At 63.6% G+C, this 23,652-nt stretch carries 21 protein-coding genes; 12 read left to right on the forward strand and 9 right to left on the reverse strand.

Annotation, left to right across the window (positions count from 1 at the left end; genetic code table 11):
• Positions 1-59 precede the first annotated feature (59 nt).
• Complete coding sequence (locus tag FJ977_RS06615; protein WP_140769792.1) at positions 60-1,208, forward strand: acyl-CoA dehydrogenase family protein; 1,149 nt, start codon at positions 60-62, stop codon at positions 1,206-1,208.
• 62 nt (positions 1,209-1,270) lie between these two features.
• Positions 1,271-1,666 carry a RidA family protein gene (locus FJ977_RS06620; RefSeq protein ID WP_140769794.1) on the forward strand — a complete coding sequence of 132 codons (396 nt, stop codon included), beginning with the start codon at positions 1,271-1,273 and terminating at the stop codon, positions 1,664-1,666.
• Between the two features lie 10 nt (positions 1,667-1,676).
• Here FJ977_RS06620 and FJ977_RS06625 read toward each other — a convergent pair whose 3' ends face one another.
• Positions 1,677-2,768 carry an LLM class flavin-dependent oxidoreductase gene (locus FJ977_RS06625; protein ID WP_140769796.1) on the reverse strand — a complete coding sequence of 364 codons (1,092 nt, stop codon included), beginning with the start codon at positions 2,766-2,768 and terminating at the stop codon, positions 1,677-1,679.
• 123 nt (positions 2,769-2,891) lie between these two features.
• Between FJ977_RS06625 and FJ977_RS06630 the strand changes: the two genes are divergently transcribed.
• The 6 genes from FJ977_RS06630 (at position 2,892) to FJ977_RS06655 (ending at position 8,554) form a co-directional block, all read left to right on the forward strand.
• Positions 2,892-3,653 carry an HpcH/HpaI aldolase/citrate lyase family protein gene (locus FJ977_RS06630; protein WP_140769798.1) on the forward strand — a complete coding sequence of 254 codons (762 nt, stop codon included), beginning with the start codon at positions 2,892-2,894 and terminating at the stop codon, positions 3,651-3,653.
• Positions 3,654-3,850: 197 nt separating this feature from the next.
• Positions 3,851-5,041, forward strand: a complete 1,191-nt coding sequence (locus FJ977_RS06635; protein WP_181179763.1) for a pyridoxal phosphate-dependent aminotransferase — start codon at positions 3,851-3,853, stop codon at positions 5,039-5,041.
• 90 nt (positions 5,042-5,131) lie between these two features.
• Positions 5,132-5,929, forward strand: coding sequence for an ABC transporter substrate-binding protein (locus tag FJ977_RS06640; RefSeq protein WP_140769800.1), 798 nt, complete (start codon positions 5,132-5,134; stop codon positions 5,927-5,929).
• Between the two features lie 163 nt (positions 5,930-6,092).
• Complete coding sequence (locus tag FJ977_RS06645; RefSeq protein WP_056569735.1) at positions 6,093-6,767, forward strand: amino acid ABC transporter permease; 675 nt, start codon at positions 6,093-6,095, stop codon at positions 6,765-6,767.
• A 16-nt stretch (positions 6,768-6,783) separates the two neighbouring features.
• On the forward strand, positions 6,784-8,076 hold the full coding sequence (locus FJ977_RS06650) for a cysteine desulfurase-like protein (protein ID WP_140769802.1): 1,293 nt from the start codon (positions 6,784-6,786) through the stop codon (positions 8,074-8,076).
• A 1-nt stretch (position 8,077) separates the two neighbouring features.
• Entirely contained in the window at positions 8,078-8,554 is a 477-nt protein-coding gene (locus FJ977_RS06655; protein WP_140769804.1) for a GNAT family N-acetyltransferase, read from the forward strand.
• A gap of 33 nt (positions 8,555-8,587) precedes the next feature.
• On the opposite strand, the gene FJ977_RS06660 is transcribed toward FJ977_RS06655, so the two are convergent.
• From FJ977_RS06660 to FJ977_RS06680, 5 genes are all read right to left on the reverse strand, one after another.
• Positions 8,588-9,421: a dipeptide ABC transporter ATP-binding protein gene (locus FJ977_RS06660; protein WP_140769806.1), complete on the reverse strand. Its 834-nt coding sequence runs from the start codon at positions 9,419-9,421 to the stop codon at positions 8,588-8,590.
• Entirely contained in the window at positions 9,418-10,275 is an 858-nt protein-coding gene (locus tag FJ977_RS06665; protein WP_056569729.1) for an ABC transporter ATP-binding protein, read from the reverse strand. The genes FJ977_RS06660 and FJ977_RS06665 overlap by 4 nt, the downstream gene beginning before the upstream one ends.
• A gap of 2 nt (positions 10,276-10,277) precedes the next feature.
• Positions 10,278-11,132: an ABC transporter permease subunit gene (locus FJ977_RS06670; RefSeq protein WP_171883339.1), complete on the reverse strand. Its 855-nt coding sequence runs from the start codon at positions 11,130-11,132 to the stop codon at positions 10,278-10,280.
• 70 nt (positions 11,133-11,202) lie between these two features.
• A complete protein-coding gene (locus FJ977_RS06675) occupies positions 11,203-12,210 on the reverse strand; it encodes an ABC transporter permease subunit (RefSeq protein WP_056569725.1) in 1,008 nt (335 codons plus the stop codon).
• A 50-nt stretch (positions 12,211-12,260) separates the two neighbouring features.
• Positions 12,261-13,853: an ABC transporter substrate-binding protein gene (locus FJ977_RS06680; protein ID WP_140769808.1), complete on the reverse strand. Its 1,593-nt coding sequence runs from the start codon at positions 13,851-13,853 to the stop codon at positions 12,261-12,263.
• 469 nt (positions 13,854-14,322) lie between these two features.
• On the opposite strand from FJ977_RS06680, the gene FJ977_RS06685 reads away from it, so the two are divergent.
• Positions 14,323-16,344, forward strand: a complete 2,022-nt coding sequence (locus tag FJ977_RS06685; RefSeq protein WP_140769809.1) for a long-chain fatty acid--CoA ligase — start codon at positions 14,323-14,325, stop codon at positions 16,342-16,344.
• A gap of 71 nt (positions 16,345-16,415) precedes the next feature.
• Entirely contained in the window at positions 16,416-17,063 is a 648-nt protein-coding gene (locus tag FJ977_RS06690; protein ID WP_140771324.1) for a 50S ribosomal protein L11 methyltransferase, read from the forward strand.
• A 134-nt stretch (positions 17,064-17,197) separates the two neighbouring features.
• Here FJ977_RS06690 and FJ977_RS06695 read toward each other — a convergent pair whose 3' ends face one another.
• Both FJ977_RS06695 and pgi read right to left on the reverse strand, forming a co-directional pair.
• Positions 17,198-17,920, reverse strand: a complete 723-nt coding sequence (locus FJ977_RS06695; protein WP_140769811.1) for an HAD family hydrolase — start codon at positions 17,918-17,920, stop codon at positions 17,198-17,200.
• Positions 17,921-17,925: 5 nt separating this feature from the next.
• Positions 17,926-19,569, reverse strand: a complete 1,644-nt coding sequence (pgi, locus tag FJ977_RS06700; protein WP_140769813.1) for a glucose-6-phosphate isomerase — start codon at positions 19,567-19,569, stop codon at positions 17,926-17,928.
• A gap of 299 nt (positions 19,570-19,868) precedes the next feature.
• Between pgi and FJ977_RS06705 the strand changes: the two genes are divergently transcribed.
• The gene (locus tag FJ977_RS06705) at positions 19,869-21,362 is read left to right on the forward strand and encodes a PLP-dependent aminotransferase family protein (protein WP_056569714.1); all 1,494 of its coding nucleotides are present in this window, start codon (positions 19,869-19,871) and stop codon (positions 21,360-21,362) included.
• A 190-nt stretch (positions 21,363-21,552) separates the two neighbouring features.
• Positions 21,553-23,142, forward strand: a complete 1,590-nt coding sequence (locus tag FJ977_RS06710) for a trimethylamine methyltransferase family protein (RefSeq protein WP_140769815.1) — start codon at positions 21,553-21,555, stop codon at positions 23,140-23,142.
• Positions 23,143-23,157: 15 nt separating this feature from the next.
• Here the strand turns inward: FJ977_RS06710 and FJ977_RS06715 are convergent, their stop codons facing one another.
• A complete protein-coding gene (locus FJ977_RS06715; RefSeq protein ID WP_140769817.1) occupies positions 23,158-23,556 on the reverse strand; it encodes a hypothetical protein in 399 nt (132 codons plus the stop codon).
• Between the last annotated feature and the right edge of the window lie 96 nt (positions 23,557-23,652).

The following is a 23,652-nucleotide window of genomic DNA, read 5'->3' on the forward strand; positions in this document are numbered from 1 at the left end:
CCGGCAGGACAGAGGGGGGCGCCGTAGGGCGCGACGCTCCAAATACTGCGGAGGCCAAAATGCCTGACCGTTCCTTCCTCAACTGGCCCTTCTTCGAAAACCGCCACCGCGAACTGGCCGAAGGCCTGGAGGCATGGTGCGCCAAGAACCTCCCCGTCGATCACCATGACGTCGACGCTGCCTGCCGCGAGCTGGTGGCCAAGCTTGGCCGCGACGGCTGGCTGAAGCCGACGGCTGTTGATACCGACAATCCGGGGCCGCTCGACGTGCGCACCTTGTGCATCACGCGCGAGACGCTGGCGCGCCATGACGGGCTCGCTGATTTCGCCTTCGCCATGCAGGGGCTGGGCACCGGCGCGCTCAGCCTGTTCGGCACACCGAACCAGCAGCAATGGCTGGCCAAGACGCGTGCCGGCAAGGCGATCTCGGCCTTTGCCCTGTCGGAGCCGCGTTCAGGATCAGATGTCGCCAACACCGAGATGACGGCGACCCGCGATGGCGACAGCTACATTCTGACAGGTGAGAAGACCTGGATCTCCAATGGTGGCATCGCCGATCTCTATGTCGTCTTTGCCCGCACCGGCGAGGCGCCGGGCGCCAAGGGGCTGTCGGCCTTCCTGGTGCCAGGCGACGCCAAGGGCCTTGGCATCGCCGAACGCCTCGAAGTGATCGCGCAGCATCCGCTGGCGCGGCTTTCCTTCGGCAAGGTCCGCCTGCCCGCCGCCGCACTGATCGGCAAGCCCGGCGACGGCTTCCGCATCGCCATGTCGGTGCTCGACGTGTTCCGCTCGACGGTTGGCGCGGCGGCGCTCGGCTTTGCCCGCCGGGCACTCGATGAAAGCATCAAAAGGGTGACCGAGCGCAAACTGTTCGGCGCGCCTATGGCCGAATTGCAGATGGTGCAGGGTCACATCGCCGACATGGCGCTCGACGTCGACGCGGCAGCACTTCTGGTCTACCGCGCCGCCTGGACCAAGGACATGGGCGCGGCGCGGGTGACACGCGAGGCGGCGATGGCCAAGCTGTTCGCGACGGACAAGGCGCAAGAGGTGATCGACAGAGCGGTGCAGTTGCATGGCGGCGACGGCGTCCGCAAAGGCCATATCGTCGAGAGCCTGTATCGCGAGATCCGCGCCCTGCGCATCTATGAGGGTGCTTCCGACGTGCAGAAGGTGGTGATCGCCAGGCAAGTGATGAGCGCGGGCTGACCGCGAGACATTGACGGCATTCGATTTTGACACTTGGTTTTTGGAATACGGGGAGGCTTGAAATGCACGAGGTTCTGCAGCCTGAAGGCTGGACCAAACCGGTCGGCTACGCCAATGGCGTCGCGGCGCGTGGGCGTCTCATCTTCGTCGGCGGACAGGTCGGCTGGAACGGCCAATGCCAGTTCGAGACCGACGACTTTGTCGGCCAGGTGAAACAGACACTGGAGAACATCGTGGCGGTGCTGGCGGAGGCAAGCGCCACGCCTCAGCACATCACCTCGATGACCTGGTATTTCACCGACAAGGCCGAATATCTGGCCAATCTCAGGGGCATCGGCGAAGCCTATCGCGAGGTGATCGGCCGGCATTTTCCGGCAATGGCCGCCATGCAGGTGGTGGCACTGGTCGAGGACCGCGCCAAGGTGGAGATCCAGGCGACAGCGGTCATACCGGATTAATCTGTCGTCATTACCCGCGAAGGCCTGCCTGCCTCAGCAGCGGCAGCACGTGATCGCAGAAATAGGGCAGCTCCTGCGTGTAGTTGACGAAGGAAAGCGCGATGCCCTGATAGCCGTGCCCGGCAATTGCGGCCATGTCGGCGGCGATCGTTTCCGGGGTTCCGATCAGGGGATAGGTGCCGGCGCCACCGGCGAAGCGCTGGCGGTAACGGTCATAGGCGTGCGGGTCGTGCGACTGCGAGAATTCCTTCTTGCCGGCCATGTGGGCATCGACCGCGTCATGGTCGGCCAGATCGACCGCATATCTGTTATAATAGGCCTGCGCCTCTTCCATCGTCGGGCGGCAGACGACGTGCGCCACCGTATAGACACCGACATCACGACCGACCTTGTCGGCCCGTTCGCGGATGTCGGCGACGTGTTTGCCGGCGTCGCTCATTTCGGAAAAGGTCGTGAACAGATAGTCGCACCGGGCGGCGGCGAAATCGCGGCCCGGACCGCCGAATGCGGCGTTCATGGTCACCGGACGCGGGGTCTGCAAACTGGCCGGCCGGCTGACCGCTTCCTTGAGACGATAGTAGGTGCCTTCATAGTCGAGAGGCTCGGTAGAAGCATATAGCTTTTCGAGGATTTCGATCCATTCGGCCGCCTGGTCGTAACCCTTTTCGACGAGCGGCGTGCCGAACATGCCGAATTCCTTCGGGTTCCAGCCGCAGACGATGTTGAGGCCGGCGCGGCCCTGGCTGACATGGTCGACGGTCGCCAGCGCCTTGGCGGCATAGAGCGGATGCACCAGCGGCACATGCACGGTCATGAACAGGCCGATCTGTTCGGTCGCCATGCTGAGGGCCGCCGCCCAGGTGAAGGTCTCGAACGACCATTCGCGCACCTTGTTGCGGCCGCCAAAGCCGCGCCAGCGCGCGATCGGCAGCAGAAACTCCAGCCCGGCGCGGTCGGCGATTTGCGCCGCCGTCAGATTGTCCTGCCAGCTCGCCGTCCAACGTTCCGGCACATCGGTGATGGCAAGCCCGCCATCGGCATTGGTCGAGAAGACGCCGAGCTTCAGTTTGTTCGGGCCGTGCAGGGGATGCGCTTTGATCATCTTGAAAACTCGCGGCGGGAGGCCACACGCTAGGCCCGCGCCAGAATATTTCAAGCCTGAAATAGCTTCGCCTCGCGGTCGTTTGCGGATATGGATTTGAACAGGTCGAAAAAGAGGATGGACATGAGCGAGTTCCGCCAGAAATGCATCGGCAAGACGAGCCTTGTCGGTTCCTTTGCCGCCATTCCCCATCCCGTTGCGGTCGAAGTGATGGCGCTATCCGGCCTCGACTTCCTCTGCATCGACTGGGAGCATGCCCAGATTTCGCGCGACACGATCGAGGCCATGGTGCGAGCCGCCGACGTGCATCGCGTGCCGGCGATGGTGCGCGTTCCCGGCCATGCGCCGGAGGCCATCCAGGCGGCGCTGGACAGCGGCGCGCAGGGCGTGCTGGTGCCGCGCGTCTCGACCGCCGCCCAGGCCGAAGCAACAGTGAAAGCCTCGCGCTATCCACCACAGGGCGAGCGCGGCGTCGGACCCGGCCGGGCCGCGGGCTATGGCTATCGCATCCCCGAATATCTTGCCGGCGCCAACGACAGAACCGTCGTCGCGGTCCAGGTCGAGACAGCGGAGGGGCTCGCCAACATCGACGCGATCGCGGCGGTCGACGGCGTCGACGTGATCTTCGTCGGCCCCGGCGACCTTTCGGTGTCGATCGACGCGATCGGACCGCAAGGCGCCGACAAGCTCAATGCGGCGATCCGGACGATCATTGCTGCCACGATCGCACACGGAAAGACATCAGGCATATTTTGCGCCAGCCCACAGACGATCGGCCGTTGGGCAGCCATCGGTGCGAGTTTCTTCGTGCTGGCCAGCGACACGATGTTTCTGGGCGCCGGCGCGGCGGCCAACTTCGCCGCGGCGCGCGACGAATTGGCATGAAACGAGCGCATCAGGGCAAAAAAAGGCGTATCGGCAAGGCAACAGGCCACCCAAACTTTTTAAGCTTAAAACTTTCGCCTTGAAAAGTGCCGCACTTTGGATAGCATCCAAGGATCGATGGTGACCGCGATGCCGGAGGGGTTGCCGGCCAGTTCATCGCAGTGCTTCGGGTGGGAGGGGTTCAGTCCTTGTCGTTCATGCTGCCCCAGTCATCGTCCAGCGCGCGCTATGCTTTCGATGGCGTACGCGCGCAGATCCGTGATCTCCATACCGAAAACATTGCCAACCTTGCCGTGCGCGCGCGTGAATTGGGCGACGTCATCGCGCTCTGGTACGGCGAAGGCGACATGGTGACGCCCGCCTTCATCCGCGACGCGGCCAAAGCGGCCTTCGACGAAGGTCAGACTTTCTATGTGCCCAACATGCGCGGGCTTGGGGCTCTGAATGAAGCGCTGTCGGAGTACCAGACGCGCATCCACCGCCGGCCGATCCCGATCGCACGGACCACCGTCACGCCGGGCGGCATGCAGGCGCTATACCTTGCATTGGAGCTGCTGGTCGATACCGGCACAAACGTCGTCTATGTCGCGCCGCAATGGCCCAACATCCACAACGCCATCCACCTGATCGGCGGCGAACCACGGCCGTTTTCGCTCGACTTCGAGGGTGACTGGCGTCTCGACCTCGACAGGCTGTTCGCCAGCTGCGACGCGCGCACCCGCGCCATCTTCCTGTCGACGCCATCCAACCCGACCGGCTGGACCGCCTCGGCCGAGGAGATGAAGGCCCTGCTCGATTTCAGCCGGCGCACCGGCATCTGGATCATTTCCGACGAGGTCTATGGCCGGCTCTATCTCGACGGCGACGTCGCGCCCTCGATCCTGCAGATCGCCGAGGACGGCGACCGGGTGCTGTCGGTCAACAGCTTCTCCAAGGCCTGGGCCATGACCGGCTGGCGCATCGGCTGGCTGACGCATCCATCGGGAGTGGCCGACCAACTCGGCGCCATGACCCAATACGTCAACAGCGGCACTGCCGCTCCGATCCAGGCTGGCGCGGTTGCCGCAATTCGCCAGGGCGAGCCACTGGTCGAAGAGATCAGGCAGCGGATCAGGACCGGCCTCGACCTCGCCTATATGAGGCTGGCACAGATTCCGGGCGTCATTTTGCCGACGAAACCGCGTGGCGGCATGTATGCCTTCTTTGCCATGGAAGGCGAAAGCGATGCTAGTCGCGCCTGCGCCAAAATCCTGGAGACGGCGCGCGTCGGGCTGGCGCCCGGCCATCTCTTCGGAAGCTCGGCAACGGCCTTCCTGCGCATGTGCGTCTGCCGTGACCGCGACCAGATAGCGACCGCGCTCGACCGCATGGTCGCAGCCATGAATTGACGCCCCGCTGGGAGGCGGGACGGCAAGAAACCGTGCGGGGCCAGCCCCGCCCGATCAACAACCAGAGGGAACACCCCAGAGGGACGACCAATGAAGCTCACCCGTCGCAATCTCATCCTGCTCGCTGCCGCCGTCGGCATCGCCGCCGGTCCCGCCACCGCCTATGCCGCCGATGTGCTCAATGTCGGCGCCTACCCAACCAATCCGCCCTTCGAATACAAGAACGAGAGCGGCACTTTCGAGGGCTTTGAAGTCGATATCGTCAACGAAGCGGCCAAGCGCATCGGCATGACCACCGACATCGCCGACCTCGGCTTCCAGGCGCTGTTCGCGGCCACCACCTCGAAGCGTATCGATGTCGCCATCTCCTCGATCACCATCACCCCGGAGCGGCTGAAGTCGCAGTCCTTTACCCAGCCCTACTATGATTCCGACATGGGCATCGCCACCAAGACCGATAGCGCTGTCAACACCGAGGCCGACCTCAAGGGCAAGATCGTCGGCGTGCTGTCCGGCTCGACCGGCGAGACCTGGGTCAAGGCGCATCAGGAAGCCGATGGCTTCAGCGACGTGAAGGGCTATGACACGCAGCAGAACCTTTTGCTCGACCTCAGCGCCGGCCGCGTCGACGCCGCCGTCAGCGACATTCCGGGCATGGAATACTCCTTCACCAAGATGAAGGACCTGAAGGTGAAGCAGCGCATCAAGACCGGCGAACAATACGGACTGATGATGACCAAGGACCACCCGCTGCTCGGCAAGCTGAACGACGCGCTGACGGCGATGAAGAAGGACGGCACGCTGGCCGCGATCCACAAGAAGTGGTTCGGCAGCGACGCGCCGGCCGATTCGTCGACCGTCAAGGAAATGCCGATGCCGAAGGCCTGAGCGGCGACCGAGAACAGGGGCGTGACGGCTCAAAAGGCCGGCACGCCTCGTTTTCATTGATGATCCTTCCCCGGAGCCACAGGTCCGCGCGGCAAAACCGCTTTCGGTGTTTCCGGGCCCTGCTCCAGCGTCACGGGACGCAAAACGGTTCGGGAACGCTCCCATGTCGCTGATCGACACCTTCTTCAACGCCGACGTCATCGCGTCGAGCCTGCCTGCGCTGCTGCGCGGATTCCTGAACACGCTGCTGCTCGGCCTGCTCAGCATCGGCATCGGCATTCCTATCGGCCTGGTGATCAGCCTGCTGCGGCTCTATGCGCCAAAGCCGCTGCGGTGGCTGGCTGTCGGCTATACCGACATTTTCCGCGCCTTGCCGGTGCTGGTGGTGCTGATCCTGATCTACTACGCGCTGCCCTTCCTCGGTATACGCCTGTCGTCCTGGGCGTCCGCGGTCACAGCGTTCGCCATCATCATGTCGGCCTATTCGGCGGAAGTTTTCCGATCCGGTATAGAGAGCATTCCGCGCGGCCAGTTCGAAGCTTCGCAGGCGCTCGGCCTGCCGTTCCTTCTGACCTTGCGCAAGGTGGTGCTGCCGCAGGCGGTGCGCGTGGTCATCCCGCCAATGACCAGCAACTGCGTCTCGATGTTCAAGGACACCTCGCTCGCCTCAACCGTGGCGCTGCCGGAACTCTTGAAGGAGGCGACCAACGCACAGTCGCTCTACGCCAACCCCTCGCCGCTGATCGGCGCGGCACTCGTCTATCTCATCTTCCTCTGGCCGATGGTGCGCCTCGTCAGCCTGCTTGAAGCCCGCTTCAAGACCGAAAAGACGCGCTGACCATAGACCGTTCGCCATGGCACTTCGCAGGAGACATCCCTTGAGCAATTCCCAGGCCACCGCCACCGGCGGCTTCCCCGTCGCCACCATCCGGGCCATGTTTCCCGCCCTGCAGCGGGCGGGCGATTTCATCTTCCTGGACAACGCCGCCGGCGCGCAGATTCCGCAGAGCGTGCTCGACGCGGTGACCAACCACCTTGTCTCGCACAATGTGCAGCGCGGCGGCCGCTATGGCCGCAGCGTCACCGTCGACCAGTCGGTCGCCGATGCCCGCACAAGCGTGGCGCTGCTGATCAACGCCTACAGCCCGGCGGAAATCTGCTTCGGCATGAACGCCACCTCGTTCATCCGCCTCGTCAGCCTCGGCATTGGCCAGATGCTTGGAGAACGCGACGAGATCGTCGTCACCGACATGGACCATGACGCCAACATCGCCACCTGGCTGGCGCTGGAATCGGCCGGGGCGAAATTCAAGTGGTGGCGCATGCGCGAGGACGGCAACCTGCATGTCGACGATCTGCGCCCGCTGGTTTCCGACCGCACCCGCCTCGTCGCCTGCACGGTGACGGCGCATTCGATCGGCTCGATCGTCGACGTGGCTTCCGTTGCCAGGATCGCGCATGCGGCCGGTGCCGAAGTATTCCTCGACTGCGTGCATTACGGACCTCATGGGCTGATCGACGTGCAGGCCTGGGATTGCGACTACCTCGTCTGCTCCGGCTACAAGAACTTCTCGCCGCATATGGGCTTCCTCTGGGGCCGCTTCGACACGCTGAAGCGGCTGCCGACCTTCCGCGAGGATTTCATTCCGGACGAACCACCCTACAAGGTCGAGGCCGGTACGTTTATCTATGAGAATGTGTCGGGCATGGACGCGGCCGTGCAGTATCTGGAACTGATCGGCCGCAATCTCGCGCCCTCCAACAATCGCTCGCGGCGCGAAAACATCGTTGCCGGCATGACCGCCATCCGTGACTACGAGCTGGTTCTGGCGCGCGAGATGCTTGGTGTGCTCAAGGGCTGCGGCGCGACTATCTACGGCGTCGCGGACGAGGCCCGCATCAACGAGCGCGTGCCGACCTTCTGCTTCAACATCGGCAAGCTGTCGCCGCAAAGGATCGTCGAGGAGATGGCCGAGATGCAGATCGGCATCCGCGACGGACACATGTACGCGCCACGCCTGATGAAGCGCCTCAATTTGTCGATGGACAGCGGCGCCATCCGCGCCTCGCTGGTGCATTACAACACGGTCGAGGAAATCCACCGCTTCGGCGAGGCGCTGCAGGCGATCATCGCCAAGTTATCGTGACATGACTGGTCTTGGCGAGAACGATGATGAGAGCGCGAATGGGGCGACATATCTTGTTGTCCTCAGCGAACCCACGCCAGAGGACATTGTCGCCCTAGAAGATGGCCTTTACGGCTTCAACGTCGCTGCGACCGGCGTCGATGACGGCCGCTATTTGTCGATCTTCCTGAAGAGGAATGACGGGACGATCTACGCAGGTCTCCACGGGCACAGTTGGGCGGGCGTGTGCGAAATCAAGACGCTATGGATCGCCGAGAGCGAGCGCGGCAAGGGCCTCGGCTCGCGCCTCCTTGCAGCCGCAGAAAAGGAGGCTCGGCTGCGCGGGTGCCATGTCATCCATCTCGCGTCCTTCACCTTCCAGGCGCCGGACTTCTATGAAAAGCATGGATTTCAGCGGCTGGTGCAACTCGAGGACTTCCCGCGCGGCCACGCCAATGTCCTGCTCGCAAAGACGCTGATGCCTGAGGCACCAGTCTAGCTGGCCCTCGCCGGAAGGCAGCGGCGACCGGAGTCAGGCCGCCGCCTTCTTCTTCGCCAGCCTCGCCTTGATCGAGGCGACGTCGGCGCGCGGCGTCGCGGCGAACAGCGTCCGGGTGTAGCTGTGCTTGGGGTCGGAAAAGACCTCGTCGCGCGAGCCGTATTCGACCGCCTCGCCGAAATACATCACCATCACATCGTCGGCGATGTAGCGCACCACGGACAAATCGTGGCTGATGAAGACATAGGTCAGCTGGAATTCGTCCTGCAGGTCGGCGAGCAGGTTGAGCACCTGCGCCTGCACCGAAAGATCGAGCGCCGAAACCGGCTCGTCGAGCACCAAGAGGCTCGGGTTCAGCATCAGCGCGCGGGCGATGGCGATGCGCTGGCGCTGGCCGCCCGAGAACATGTGCGGATAGCGGTTGTAGTGTTCGTGACCGAGGCCGACCTTCTTCAGCATCTTCATGGCGAGGTCACGCCGCTCGGCGGCCGGTTTGTCGGTGTTGATCAGCAGCGGCTCGCCCAGCACGTCGCCTATCTTCTGGCGCGGATTGAGCGAGCCGTAGGGGTTCTGGAAGACGATCTGCACCTTGCGGCGCATCTCCTTGGTCAATCCGCCCCTGGCGATGTCGACCTTGTTGCCGTCGATGAACAGATCGCCCGCGGTCGCCGGATCGATCAAGGTGATGATGCGGGCAAGCGTGGACTTGCCGCAGCCGCTTTCGCCGACGATGGCGAGCGTCTTGCCCTTGTCCACGGTGAAGGAGACGCCCTTGACCGCATGCACGGTGCGCGGTCCGGTGAACAGGCCGCCGCCGATGTGATAGTCGCGAACGATGTTCTTGCCTTCGAGGACCGTGGTGCTCATGCGGAGGCTCCAGCGGCGGAGGGAGCGGGCTCGAACAGCATGTCGGACACGGTCGGCAGCCGGTCGCCGACGGCGTTTTCCGGCAGCGCCGACAGCAGCGCGCGCGTGTAGTTGCTCTTCGGCGATTCAAACAGCGACAGCACGTCGGCCTCTTCCATCTTGCGGCCCTTGTACTGGACGATGACGCGGTCGGCGGTCTCGGCCACCACGCCCATATTGTGGGTGATCATGATCAGGCCCATGCCGTATTTGGCCTGCAGCGAGACCAGGAGATCGAGGATCTGCTTCTGGATGGTGACGTCGAGTGCGGTCGTCGGCTCGTCGGCGATCAACAGCTTGGGATTGCAGGCAATGGCGATGGCGATCATGACGCGCTGGCACTGGCCGCCCGACATCTGGTGCGGAAACGAACTCAGCCGTTCCTCCGGATCGGCAATGCCGACCAGCTTCATCAGTTCGATGGCCCGTGCCCGGCGCTGGGCGCGATCCATGCCCATGTGGAAGCGCAGCACCTCCTCGATCTGGAAGCCGACGGTGAAGCACGGATTGAGGCTGGCGATCGGTTCCTGGAAGATCATCGATATGTCCTTGCCGACGATCTTGCGCCGTTCGGACGGGCTGAGCTTCAACAGATCGACGCCATCGAAGGCCATGCGGTCGGCCCTGACCGTCGCCGTGTTGGGCAACAGCCCCATCACCGCCAGCATCGACACCGACTTGCCGGAGCCGGACTCGCCGACGATCGCCAGCACCTCGCGCGGTTCGATCGAAAGGTCGATGCCTTGCACGGCCATGAACGGTCCGGCAGCGGTGTCGAAGGAAACGGTGAGGTTCTTGATCTCAAGCAGAGGCATGCTCACGACCTCTTCAGCTTGGGGTCGAGCGCATCGCGCAGACCGTCGCCGATCAGGTTGATGGCGAAGACGGTGATCAGGATGGCGAGGCCGGGGAACGTCACCACCCACCAGGCGCGCAGGATGAACTCCCGTGCTTCGGCAAGCATGGTGCCCCATTCCGGCGTCGGCGGCTGCGCGCCCATGCCGAGGAAACCGAGCGCGGCCGCCTCGAGAATGGCGTTGGAGAAGGACAACGTCGCCTGCACGATCAGCGGCGCGATGCAGTTGGGCAGGATGGTGACCAGCATCAGCCTGAGATGGCTGGCGCCGGCAACCTTGGCCGAGATGACATATTCGCGGTTCTTTTCCGCCATTACGGCGGCGCGGGTGAGCCGCGCGAAATGCGGCTGCAGCACGAAGGCGATGGCGATCATGGCATTGACGAGGCCAGGGCCAAGGACCGCGACCAGCACCAGCGCCAGAAGCAGCGACGGGAAGGCCAGGATGATATCCATGATGCGCATGATCAGCGTATCGACCCAGCCGCGGCAATAGCCGGCGAGCAGGCCGAGGATGACACCGGAGATCAGCGCCGTGGTGACGACGACGAAGCCGATGGCCAGCGAGAAGCGTGAGCCATAAATCAGGCGCGACAGCATATCGCGGCCGACGGCGTCGGTGCCGAGCAGGAACTGGGCATTGCCGCCCGCCTGCCAGGCCGGTGGCGTCAGGAAGAAGTCACGGAACTGATCGTCAGGCGAGTGCGGGGCGAGCAGCGGCGCGAAGAGAGCGACCAGGATCAGCAGCGCGAAGACGAAGAGGCCGATCACCGCGCCCTTGTTGATGGAGAAGTAGTGCCAGAATTCCGCGAACATCTGCAGCCGCGCGTCCTGCGGCTTGACGACGGTGGCGGCTTCGACGGTGGCTGGGCCTTCGTTGGTCATGTCAATTGGCCCGTATGCGCGGGTTGATGACGGCGTAGAGCACGTCGACGATGAGGTTCACCGACATGACGATCAGCGCGATCAGAAGCAACCCGCCCTGGACGGTGAAATAGTCGCGCTTGGAAATGGCGTCGATCATCCACTTGCCGATGCCGGGCCAGGAGAAGATGCTCTCGGTCAGGATGGCGCCGGTGAGCAGCGTGCCGACCTGCAGGCCGATGGTGGTGACGACCGGGATCAGCGCGTTGCGGAAGGCATGCAGGCCGATGACGCGGCGCGGCGCCAGGCCCTTGGCGCGCGCGGTGCGCACATAATCCTCGCCCAGCACTTCGAGCATGGCCGAGCGCGTCTGCCTGGCGATGACCGCCAGCGGGATGGTGCCGAGCACGATGGTCGGCAGGATGAGGTGCGACACCGCCGAGCGGAACGCGCCCTTCTGCCCGGAAATCAAGGAATCGATGGTCATGAAGCCGGTCACCGGCTTAAAGAAATAGAGGAGGTCGATGCGGCCGGAGACCGGCGTCCAGTGCAGCGTGCCGGAAAAGACGATGATCAGCAGCAGACCCCACCAGAAGATCGGCATGGAATAGCCGGCCAGCGCGGTGCCCATTGTGAGCTGGTCGAACCAGGAGCCGCGGCGGATCGCGGCGAAGATGCCGAAGGCGACACCGAAGACGACGGCGAAGATCATGGCGAAGATGGCGAGCTCAACCGTTGCCGGGAACCGCACCAGGAAATCCTTGAGCACCGGCGTCTTGGTGGAAAACGAGGTGCCGAAATCGCCGCTGAGGATGTTCGTCAGGTAGGTCAGGTATTGTTGCCAGATCGGCAGGTCGAAACCGAACTGGTGCATCAGCGCCGTGTGACGTTCGGGCGACAGGCCACGTTCGCCCGCAAGCACCAGCACCGGATCACCGGGCAGGATGCGCACGAAGCCAAAAGCGAGGATGGTTATCCCGATGAAGGTCGGGATGATGAGGGCGAGCTTGCCTAGGATATAACGCAGCATGGCGGGCGAGGTGGGGCGGCACCTTGTGGCGCCGCCCCGTTTCGCGAACCTTATTCGGCGATATCGACGCCGTCAAAGCGGTGGATGCCGAGCGGATCCATCGCAAAGCCGGAGACGGTCTTCTGCATCGGCATGAACACCTTGGAATGCGCGAGCGTCGCCCACGGTGCCTGTTCCTTGAAGATGACCTGTGCCTGTTCGTAGAGCTTGGTGCGCTCGGCCTGGTCGGAAACCGTCTTGGCCTTGTTGATGAGCGCATCGAAGTCCTTGTTGCACCATTCCGCGCGGTTGTTCGAACCGACGGAAGCGCAGCTCAGGAGCACGCCGAGGAAGTTGTCCGGATCGCCATTGTCGCCGGTCCAGCCGACGATGACGGCGCCGTCGTGATCGACCGCCGAAGCGCGCTTGAGATATTCACCCCAATCATAGCTGACGATGTTGACGGTGACGCCGACCTTGGCGAAGTCCGCCTGGATCAGTTCGGCGGTGCGGCGCGCGTTCGGCATGTACGGACGCGAGACCGGCATCGCCCAGACGTTCATCTTGAGATCCTTGACGCCGGCTTCCTCAAGCAACTTCTTGGCCGCGTCCGGATCGTACGGATCGTCCTTCACGTCCTTGTTGTAGGACCACATGGTCGGCGGGATCGGGTTGATCGCCACCTGGCCGGCACCCTGGAAGACGGCGTCGATGATGGCCTTCTTGTTGATGGCCATGTTGAGCGCCTTGCGGACACGCACGTCGTCGAACGGCTTCTGCTGTGTGTTGTACATCAGCGCGCCGACGTTGAGGCCTTCCTGCTCCGCGACCGTCAGGTTCGGATCAGCCTGTAGACCGGCAATATCGGCCGGCGCCGGGTACGACATGATGTTGCATTCGCCGGCCTTGAGCTTCTGCGCGCGCACCGCCGGATCGGTGGTGATGGCGAAGACGAGATCGTCGATCTTCTGCTTGCCGCCCCAATAGTCGGGGTTGGCCTTGTAGCGGATGGCGGCGTCGGTCTGATAGTCGACGAAGATGAACGGACCGGTGCCGACCGGCTTCTGGTTGAACAGTTCAGGCGTCTTGTCGGCCTGCAGCTTGTCGGCATATTCCTTGGAGACGATGGAGGCGAAATCCATGCCCAACGTCGGGATGAAGGTGATTGCCGGTTCCTTGAGGGTGAACTTCACCGTCTGGTCGTCAACCTTCTCGACCTTGGTGATGTTGTCGCCGAACTGGTCATTGTAATACTGATAGGCAATGCCCGGTATGTACTGGAACCAGGGGCCGTTCTTGTCGACCTGGCGCTCGAACGAGAAAACCACGTCGTCGGCGTTCAGATCGCGCGTCGGGGTGAAATAGTCGGTGGGCGCGAACTTGACGCCCTTGCGCAGCTTGAACGTATATTCCTTGCCGTCGTCGGAAATGGTCCAGCTTTCAGCCAGGCCGGGCGAGATCGAGGTCTTGCCGTGATCGAATTCGACGAGGCGGTTGAAAACGGTACGCGAGGACGCGTCGAACGTCTGGCCCGCGGTGTACGGCGCCGGATCAAAACCCTCCGGCGATGCTTCCGCGCAATAGACCAGGGTTTTCGCGTTGGCCACGCCTCCCAGGACGCTTGCAGCCAGCAACGCGGCTGCAAAAGTCAATTTCTTCTTCATTGAGCACTCCCTGAATGTTCTTCCAAGCCCCTCTATCAGGCTCGCGAAGCGCGCATATAAGCACCGTTTTTCCGGCTTTGGAACACCCCGTTTGCTTACCCCGCGGGAAGCAGGAAAAAAATCCGTAATTTTGCTAAATGGCAGAAAAAATTAGCAGTTTTTTCCATTCACGATATTATTAACGACCGCATTTTTTTATTGATCCGGCATTTGGCGACATCGTTGCCGCATCGCGTCTTCAGCCGGCCTCGGAAGCGGAAAGATACCGTTCCAAGTGTCGCCGGCGGGGAAGATTTTCGGCGGCAAATCTTTCCGCGCCTTGCCGCAAGGGCAAGACTTGCACCGCCGCCGATAGAGGCAATACATAGATGGTGGGCTGGCGGCAGCGGAGGACGTCTCTATCATCTGGAGGCGGGCGCGGCACAGACGACCAAGAGACGCGCGAACAAGAATTGCTAGGGAGGAACGGGTGGCAAAAGCATCGAAGGCGCCGGTGAAAGTGTCGGCCAAGGCGGTTTCGAAACCAGCCGCCGCCGACGGGCAAGGCAAAGCTGCCGCCAAAGCCGCGACCGCCAAGGCAGGCGCAAAGCCCGCCAAGACGGCACCGGCGGCAAAGGCGGCGACCACGGCCAAGAGCCCCGCCAAGCCGGCCGTGAAAGCCGCTCCGGCAAAGACCTCGCCGACGAAGTCTTCTCCCATAAAGGCAGCGGCGAACAAGGCCGGCGCAACGAAGGCTGCATCGCCAGCGAAGGCGGCACCGACACCGCCGCCCGCACCAGGCCGGCGACTGCCGAAGGCACTCACCGAGCTCGTCGCCGGCCTGCCGGAAAAACCATGGCTGAAAAGCTATCCGAAGAACATGCCGGCCGAGATCGGCCCCCTTCCCCACAGCTCCATCGGCGACTTCCTTGTCGCCGCGTGCAAGCAGTTTTCCGGCCAGCCGGCCTTCACCTGCATGGGCAAGTCGATCACCTATGCGGAGCTTGAGCGGCTCTCGGCGGCATTCGGCGCCTATCTGCAATCGACGGGACTGCAGAAGGGCGCACGCGTCGCGCTGATGATGCCGAACGTACTGCAGTATCCGGTGGCGATGATGGCGGTGGCCCGCGCCGGCTATACGGTGGTGAACGTCAATCCGCTCTACACGCCGCGCGAACTGGAACACCAACTCAAGGATTCCGGGGCGCAGGCCATCGTCATCCTCGAAAACTTCGCAGGCACACTGCAGGCGGTGGTTTCCAGGACCTCGGTCAAGCATGTCGTGGTCGCTTCCATGGGCGACATGCTCGGCGGGCTGAAAGGCACGATCGTCAATCTGGTCGTGCGCCGCGTCAAGAAAATGGTGCCGGCCTGGTCATTGCCCGGCCATGTCAAGTTCAACGCGGCGCTGAAGGCTGGCAGCGGCATGAACTTCAAGCCGGCCACGGTGGCCGCCAATGATGTGGCCTTCCTGCAATATACCGGCGGCACAACGGGGATATCGAAGGGTGCTACCCTGTTGCACAGCAATGTGCTGGCCAACGTCGCGCAGAATTCGCTCTGGATCGAAGACGCCTACACGATCAAGCCGAAGCCCGCGCATCTCAACTTCGTCTGCGCACTGCCGCTCTACCACATCTTCGCGCTGACGGTGAACGCGCTGATGGGCATGCAGCAAGGCGCCCAGAACATCCTCATCCCCAACCCGCGCGACATCCCAGGCTTCGTCAAGGAACTCGGGAAATATCCGGTCCACATCTTTCCCGGTCTCAACACGCTGTTCAATGCGCTGCTCAACAATGAGGATTTCCGCAAACTCGACTTCAAGCCGCTGATCCTGACGCTGGGCGGCGGCATGGCGGTGCAGAAGGGCGTTGCCGAGCGCTGGAAGGCGCTGACCGGCTGCCCGGTCTCGGAAGGCTACGGCCTGTCGGAAACCTCGCCGGTGGCGACCGCCAACAAGTTCACATCGGGTGACTTCACGGGCACCATCGGCCTGCCGCTGCCCTCGACCGAAATCGCCATCCGCGACGATGACGGCAACAATTTGCCGCTGGGCGAGGTCGGCGAGATCTGCATCCGGGGGCCACAGGTGATGGCCGGCTACTGGAACCGGCCCGACGAGACCGCCAAGGTGATGACCAAGGACGGCTTCTTCAAGTCGGGCGACATGGGCTTCATGGACGAGCGCGGCTACACCAAGATCGTCGACCGCAAGAAGGACATGATCCTGGTCTCCGGCTTCAACGTCTATCCGACCGAACTCGAGGAGGTCGTGGCCATGCATCCGGGCGTGCTTGAAGTCGCGGCGATCGGCGTGCCGGACGAGCATTCGGGTGAAGTGCCGAAGCTGTTCATCGTCAAGAAGGATCCAGCCCTGACCGCGGAAGCCATCACCGCTTTTTGCCGCGAGAACCTTACCGGCTACAAGCGGCCCAAATACATCGAGTTCAGGACCGAATTGCCGAAGACGCCAGTCGGCAAGATCCTGCGGCGGGCGCTGCGCGGCTAGTGATCCTTGCCGACAATGATGCACCAGACCGGCGCCCTCGCCTCGATGCGGCGGAATTCATCAAGGCCAACATGCGCCTTGTCCCGGTGCCCGCGCTTCCCGAAATCCGGCTCTACACCGCCCATCCGGGCAGCGGATTGAGACGGCTGGTCGAGCCTGAAGGCGACGACGAAGCGAACGAGGACACATCCGAGCCCAAGCCGCCCTACTGGGCCTATGCCTGGGCCGGCGGCGCCGTTCTGGCGCGCTATATCCTCGACCATCCGATGAGCGTGGCGGGCCGCCGCGTGCTCGACCTGGGCGCAGGGTCCGGCCTGGTCGGCATCGCCGCCGCGAAGGCCGGCGCGTGCGAGGTGGTTGCCGCCGAAATCGATCGCAACGGCATCGCCGCGCTCGGCCTCAACGCAGCCGCCAACGGCGTCGCCATCACGGTGGTGGATGGCGATATCACAGGGGGTTCGCCCCCCTTTGTCGATCTCGTGCTTGCCGGTGATGTGTTCTACGGACAGGACGTCGCGGCGCGCGTCATGCCTTTTCTCGATCGCTGCCTCGCCGCCGGCGTCGAGATCCTGGTCGGAGATCCGGGGCGGGCCTATCTGCCGCGGTCGCGATTGCGCCTGCTTGCGGAATACAAGGTGCCGGACTTCGGCGAGGCGAGAGACGCCACGCTAAAACCGAGCGGCGTCTTTCGCTTCGTGGCCGAGACCGCCCCTGCCTAGAGCATTTCACCGTTTCACGGAAAAGCGCGCCGCGGTGAAACGGATCCATGCGGCGCACCTTGGGTCCTTGCTTTCATGCATGTCGTTCTCCCAAAACCAAAGTCACTTTGGGCGACATGCATCAGCGGAGGCGATCAAACCGTCTCCTTGACCCGCGTTGAAAGGAAATCCGGCAGGTCGGCAACCGAATCCAGGATGACGTCGGCGATCTCGGCCAGCGATTCGCGCGTACCGGTGCCGGAAAGCACGCCGACCGCCAGGCCACAACCGCCGGCACGCGCCATTTCGAGGTCGTGGCGGTTGTCGCCGACCATGGCGATCTCCGCCGGCTTCAGCCCGGTGAGGTCGCAGAAGGCCTGGATGGTGTCGGGCGCGGGTTTGGGGTTGGCCACCGCGTCGTAGCCATAGGCCGCGTCGAAAAGCTGCGCGACGCCGAGCGTGACCAAGGTCTTTTCCGCGCCGCTGGTGGAATCGTTGGTGGCGACGCCAAGCCGGTAGGATTTTTTATGCAGCACCACCAAGGTGTCGACGACGCCCGGCAGGGCCACCGCCATCGCCGAGCCTTGCACCGAGGTGATCTCGTTGAAGCGGGCGACGGCCAGCATCTGGTCTTCGTTCGACAGGCGCGGAAACCAAAGTTCGACGACGTCGAGATTGGTGCCGGAAGCAAAGATGGAGTCGGGCTTGAAGCGCCGGTTGGCGAAATCGAAGCCGGCGGCCGCGAGCAGCCTGTCGGCCTTCCAGCGGTCGCCATCGGATGCGTCCATGGCCATGAAGTCGGCAACGCCGAGCCACGTCGCGTTGAAGTCGACAAGTGTCCCGTCCTTGTCGAACAATATCCCCTTGATGTCTGCCAAGTCGTTCACTCCGAACCACGCAATTGGTGGATGCGTTCCACAAGGCCCCTTGTAGAGGCGTCACGGTTTGCGGCGCTTTCCTTGCCTTCCACGACAGGCAGCAGGCCGGTCGCCAGTTCCTTGCCGAGTTCGACACCCCACTGGTCGAAGGAATTGATGTTGAACAGCGTACCCTCGACGAAGACGCGGTGCTCGTAGAGCGCGATCAGCCGGCCAAAGGTGCGCGGGTCGAGCTTGCGATAGAGGATGGTCACCGACGGCCGGTTGCCGGAGAAGACGCGATGCGGCGCTATCGTGTCGACATCCGCCGGCTTCATGCCCTTGGCCAGCATCTGCGCGCGGGCTTCGTCCAGCGTGCGACCCTTCATCAGGGCTTCCGACTGCGCCAGGCAGTTGGAGAGCAGCAGATCGTGTTGATGCCGCAGGTTCGGCTCGTGGCCAACGGCCGCGGCGAGGAATTCGACCGGAATGAGGTCAGTGCCCTGGTGCAGCAACTGGAAGAAGGCGTGCTGGCCATTGGTGCCGGGTTCGCCCCAGACCAGCGGTCCGGTCGGCGTCGTCACGGGCGTGCCGTCGAGGGTGACACCCTTGCCGTTCGATTCCATATCGAGTTGCTGCAGATAGGCCGGCAGCCTGGACAGGCGCTGGTCATAGGGGATGACCGCGCGCGCCGGATAGCCGCAGATGACCCGATGCCACCAGCCGACCAGCCCCAGAAGCGCCGGCAGGTTCCTGGCCAGCGGAGTGGTGCGGAAGTGCTCGTCCATCTCATGCGCGCCGTCGAGGAAGGCGCGAAAATTTCTTGGGCCGACGGCGATCATGACAGGCAGGCCGATCGCGCCCCAGACCGAATAGCGGCCGCCGACCCAGTCCCAGAAGCCGAAGACGCGATCCTGCTCGATGCCGAACTTGGCCACCAGGTCGAGCGCCGTCGAGACGGCGGCGAAATGCTTGCCGACCGCTTCCTTGCCGAGCGCCTTCTGCACCCAGTCGCGCGCCGTCTGCGCGTTGGTCATCGTCTCGACCGTGGTGAAGGTCTTGGAGGCGATGATGAACAGCGTGGTCTCGGCGGACAGGTCCTTCAGCGTGTCGTGGATATGGGCGCCGTCGATGTTGGAGACATAGTGCGCGCGCGGTCCGTCATGATAGGGGGCGAGCGCCAGCGTCGCCATGGCCGGGCCGAGGTCGGAGCCGCCAATGCCGATGTTGACGATATCGGTGATCTTCTTGCCGGTGGCGCCGGCTGCCTTGCCGGAGCGGATCGCATCGGCAAAGGCACCCATCGCGTCGAGCACGGAAATGACATCCGCCTTGACGTCCTGGCCGTCGACAGTGACACCCTTGCCGCTGAGGTTGCGCAGCGCCGTGTGCAGCACGGCGCGGTCTTCGGTGATGTTGATCTTCTTGCCGGCAAACATGGCGGCGCGGCGACCTTCGAGATCGGCGGCGGCGGCCAGCTTCTCCAGCAAATCCATGGTGGTGGCGTCGACGGCGCATTTCGACCAGTCGAGCAAAAGGTCGCCGTCGGTGGCGGAGAATGTCTTGAACCGCTGTGGATCGGCGGCGAAGGCCTGACGCATGTCGGCAGGTGCCGCGGCGCGATGATCGCGCAAGGCGGCAAGCTGTTTCTGGAAGGCTGACTTATCCACTGGCGGGGACTCCTGGCGTTTTTCGACGCACTCTATCAGACCGGATGTTTCCGGCGCGTGTCGTCGCGACAAAACTATTGAGCCGAATTCCGTCCGGTCAATACGCGGCGATGACGCAGCGCATCACGAAGTGACGGCATGGTTTGTCACAGGAACGATGCGGCGTCGGATTTCGGCTGAAGGATCACTGGCATAAATCCCAAAGATCAGAAAAATTGATTGGCGCAACCCCTTGTGCCACCGTTACATTCGACTGGTCCAGCCAAGTGAAAAAAGCTGGCCATCGAGGAACATCTTCCATGCCACAGAGAAACGACACGGCGATATGGTCCGGCCTGTTCCGGATTTCGGCTGAATCCGGCCAGACCCTGCAGGCGCAGATCCGGCAAGCCATCGTGGCCGCCATTCTCGACCGCCAGATCGCCGCTTCGATGCCGCTTCCCTCTTGCCGGATCCTGGCCGAAAAACTCGGCGTGGCGCGCGGAACCGTGGTTCTCGCCTTCCAGCAGCTCGTCGACCAGGGCTTCCTGGTGGCGCGCGAACGGCGCGGCCATTTCGTCAATCCGGACGTGCTGGCGACACCGGCCAAGCCGCACCAGAAGGCGCCCGACCAGGCCAATGAGATCGACTGGAAGGCGCGCCGGCAGATCGCCGCCAGCGACATGCCGCCGCCGGCCAAGCACGAGAACTGGATCAAGTCGTCCTACCCCTTCGTCTATGGCCAGTTCGACCCGGCGCTGTTCCCGACCGCCGAGTGGCGCGAGTGCAACCGCATGGCGCTGGCCGTGCTCGAGATCCGCAACTGGGCTTCCGACATGGTCGATCGCGACGATCCGCTCTTGATCGAGCAGATCCAGGCGCGGCTCCTGCCCCGGCGCGGCATCTTCGCCAATCCCGACGAGATCATCGTCACGCTTGGCGCCCAGAACGCGCTCTACATGCTGGCTTCGCTGTTGATGACCAAGGGCTCGAAGGTCGCGATGGAGGATCCCGGCTACCCCGACGCGCGCTCGATCTTCCGCCTTGCGGGCGCTGAGATCCAGCCTGTGCCTGTCGACCAGTCCGGCATCGTAACCTCTTCCATCCCCAATGATTCCGGCTTCGTGTTCGTCACGCCCAGCCATCATTGCCCGACCATGGTGCCGTTGTCGGCCGAACGGCGGCAGGATCTGCTGGCACGTGCCAACCGTCACAACCAGATCATCATCGAGGACGGCTATGACAGCCAGCTTCTCGACGAGGCGCCGCAGCAGGCGCTGAAGAGCCTCGATCGCTCCGGCCGCGTTGTCTATGTCGGCTCGATGTCGAAGACGCTGGCTCCGGGCCTGCGGCTTGGCTACATCGTCGCCTCGGCTGGACTAATCGCGGAACTCAGGGCACTGCGCCGTTTCATGCTGCGCCATCCGCCGGCCAACAATCAGCGCGCCGTGGCGCTGTTCCTGTCGCTCGGCCATCACGAGGCCCTGGTGCGGCGTCTGTCGAGCGCCTTCGACGAGCGGCGCAAGCGTCTGGTCCATGCGATTTCCGCTTTCCTGCCGGAATGGCGTTCGACCGATTCGGCCGGCGGCACGTCGCTCTGGCTCGAAGGGCCGCGGGGCACCGATTCCCGTGGTTTGGCCGAGGCCGCCGCCTCGCGCAGCGTCATCATCGAGCCGGGAGACCGCTTCTTCGACCGCACCGAAAAGCCTTCGCGTTTCATGCGGTTGGGCATTTCCTCGATCGCGCTGCAGCACATCGAGCCCGGCATCCGCGAACTCGCCACCGCGGCCGGGCGCAGGCCGGCCGCAGCCTGATCCACTCACCCGATCCTTTGACCGGAGCCCCCAAAGGCGGCTCCGGTTCCTTTAGCTCTGGCACATGCAACCGGACAGGCTGGCCCATAGGCTGTGCCAAAGCCGGCGGCATAGTCGTGGCACAAAGGGGAAGAAGCAGCCGATGGTGGACCAACCGCCGCCCTGCTTCCGAGAAAGCTGGAGTGTCTCCATGTCAGTGGTTCTTGAAAAGCAGGAAGCGGCGGCGGATCAGCGCTCGCGCCGCTCCGGTGGACGCGAAGCGCGCCGCGCCATGCGGGCAGCGCCGCTCGCCGACGACATCAGGCCGGTGCGCGCCGGCCTCGAAGGCGGCAGCTACGGGCCGTTGCGCGGGAACGACCAGGAACGCATCCACGAGGCGGTGCTGACGCTGCTGGAGACGGTCGGCTTCGCTAATGCCATCCCTTCCTGCATCGAGGCGCTGACCAGGGTCGGCGCCTCCCATGGCGATGATGGCCGCATCCGTTTCCCGCGCGCGCTGGTGCTCGACACCATCAAGAAGGCGGCGCGCAACTTCACCTTGCACGGCCAGGACCCGAAACACGACATGGTGATCCAGGGCAAGCGCGTGCACTACGGCACGGCGGGTGCCGCCGTGCATCTGGTCGATGTGGAGAAGCGCGAATATCGCGAATCGCTGCTACAGGACATCTATGACGCGGCCCGCATCGTCGAGGGGCTCGACAACATCCATTTCTTCCAGCGGCCGATGGTGCCGCGCGACATTCCCGATCCGCTCGAAATGGACTTCAACACGCTCTACGCCTGCGTTATGGGCACATCCAAGCATGTCGGCACCTCGTTCACGGTGCGCGAGAACGTGCAACCGGCGCTGGAGATGCTCTATGCAATTGCCGGCGGCGAGGAGAATTTCCGTGCCCGGCCGTTCGTTTCGAACTCCAACTGCTTCGTCGTGCCGCCGATGAAATTCGCCGAGGACGCCTGCGGCGTGCTCGAGGCCTGTGTCGAGGGTGGCATCCCGATCCTGCTTTTGTCGGCCGGCCAGGCCGGCGCGACGGCTCCGGCGGCGATTGCCGGTGCCGTGGTGCAGGCGGTGGCCGAAGTGCTGGCCGGCCTCGTCTATGTCAACGCCATCAAGCCGGGACATCCGGCGATCTTCGGCACCTGGCCGTTCGTCTCGGATCTGAGGACCGGCGCCATGTCGGGCGGTTCGGCCGAGCAGGCGGTGCTGACGGCTGCCTGCGCGCAGATGGCGCAGTTCTACGATTTACCCGGCGGCTCGGCCGCCGGCATGACGGATTCGAAACTGCCCGACATCCAGTCCGGCTATGAAAAAGGCATCACCGACGTGATGGCCGGTCTTGCCGGGCTCAACCTGGTCTACGAATCGGCCGGCATGCATGCCTCGCTGCTCGGCTTCTGCCTGGAAAGCCTGATCATCGACAATGACATGCTCGGACATTGCCTGCGCTGCGTCCGCGGCATCGAGGTGACCGATGAAGCACTGTCGATCGACACCATCGCCGAAGTCTGCCTGAAGGGACCGGGCCATTATCTCGGCAACGAGCAGACGCTGCGGCTGATGCAGACCGAGTATTTCTATCCGGCCGTCGGCGACCGGTTTTCGCCGAAGGAATGGAACGAAAAGGGCCGGCCCGACATATTGCAGCGCGCGATCATCGAGAAGAAGCGCGTCCTTGCCGAACGCTTCCCGCGCCATGTGCCGAAGCTGCTCGACGACAGGCTGCGCGCGCGCTTCGGCGACATGATCAAGCTGCCGCGCGCCAATATGGGCGGCTGAGCCGCGTCAAAGCAGTCAGTCGGCTCCCAGGCCGTAGCGTTCGACGACTTCGGCGTTGATCAGTTTGGCGTGCAGCGTCATCAACACGATCTGGGCGTCGAAACTGTCGCCGGCCTCGACCGCGTCCTCGATACGGCGCTCCACCTCCTGCCGCTGCTGCAGGCCTTGGGAGCGCTCGAACGCCTCCGGTCCGGCAACGCAATAGCTGAACAGCCGCGCCGCGTCCGGGTAGGCCTGCGGCGGCGGCTCGTCGGACCAGCGATCCTTCATCAGATTGACGAGGGTGAGTTTCACGCCCTCCGGCACAAGGGCGGGATGAAGGTCGGCGCCGCGCAATGCCGCATCAAGCTGCCTCAGATCGCCCGATCGTCCGAACATTCCGAGAAAGCCCAGGGAAGAGCGTCGCTGCGCCATGATGTTCCAATCCGTTTCCAACCACTTAAGTGGTCGGCGAGCGGAATACAAAGGCAGGCGAGGATCTAAAGCGCGGTGCGTTGAAACGGATTCATG

Origin of the sequence: Mesorhizobium sp. B2-1-3A (genome assembly GCF_006442655.1) — a bacterium.
Lineage (GTDB): Bacteria > Pseudomonadota > Alphaproteobacteria > Rhizobiales > Rhizobiaceae > Mesorhizobium.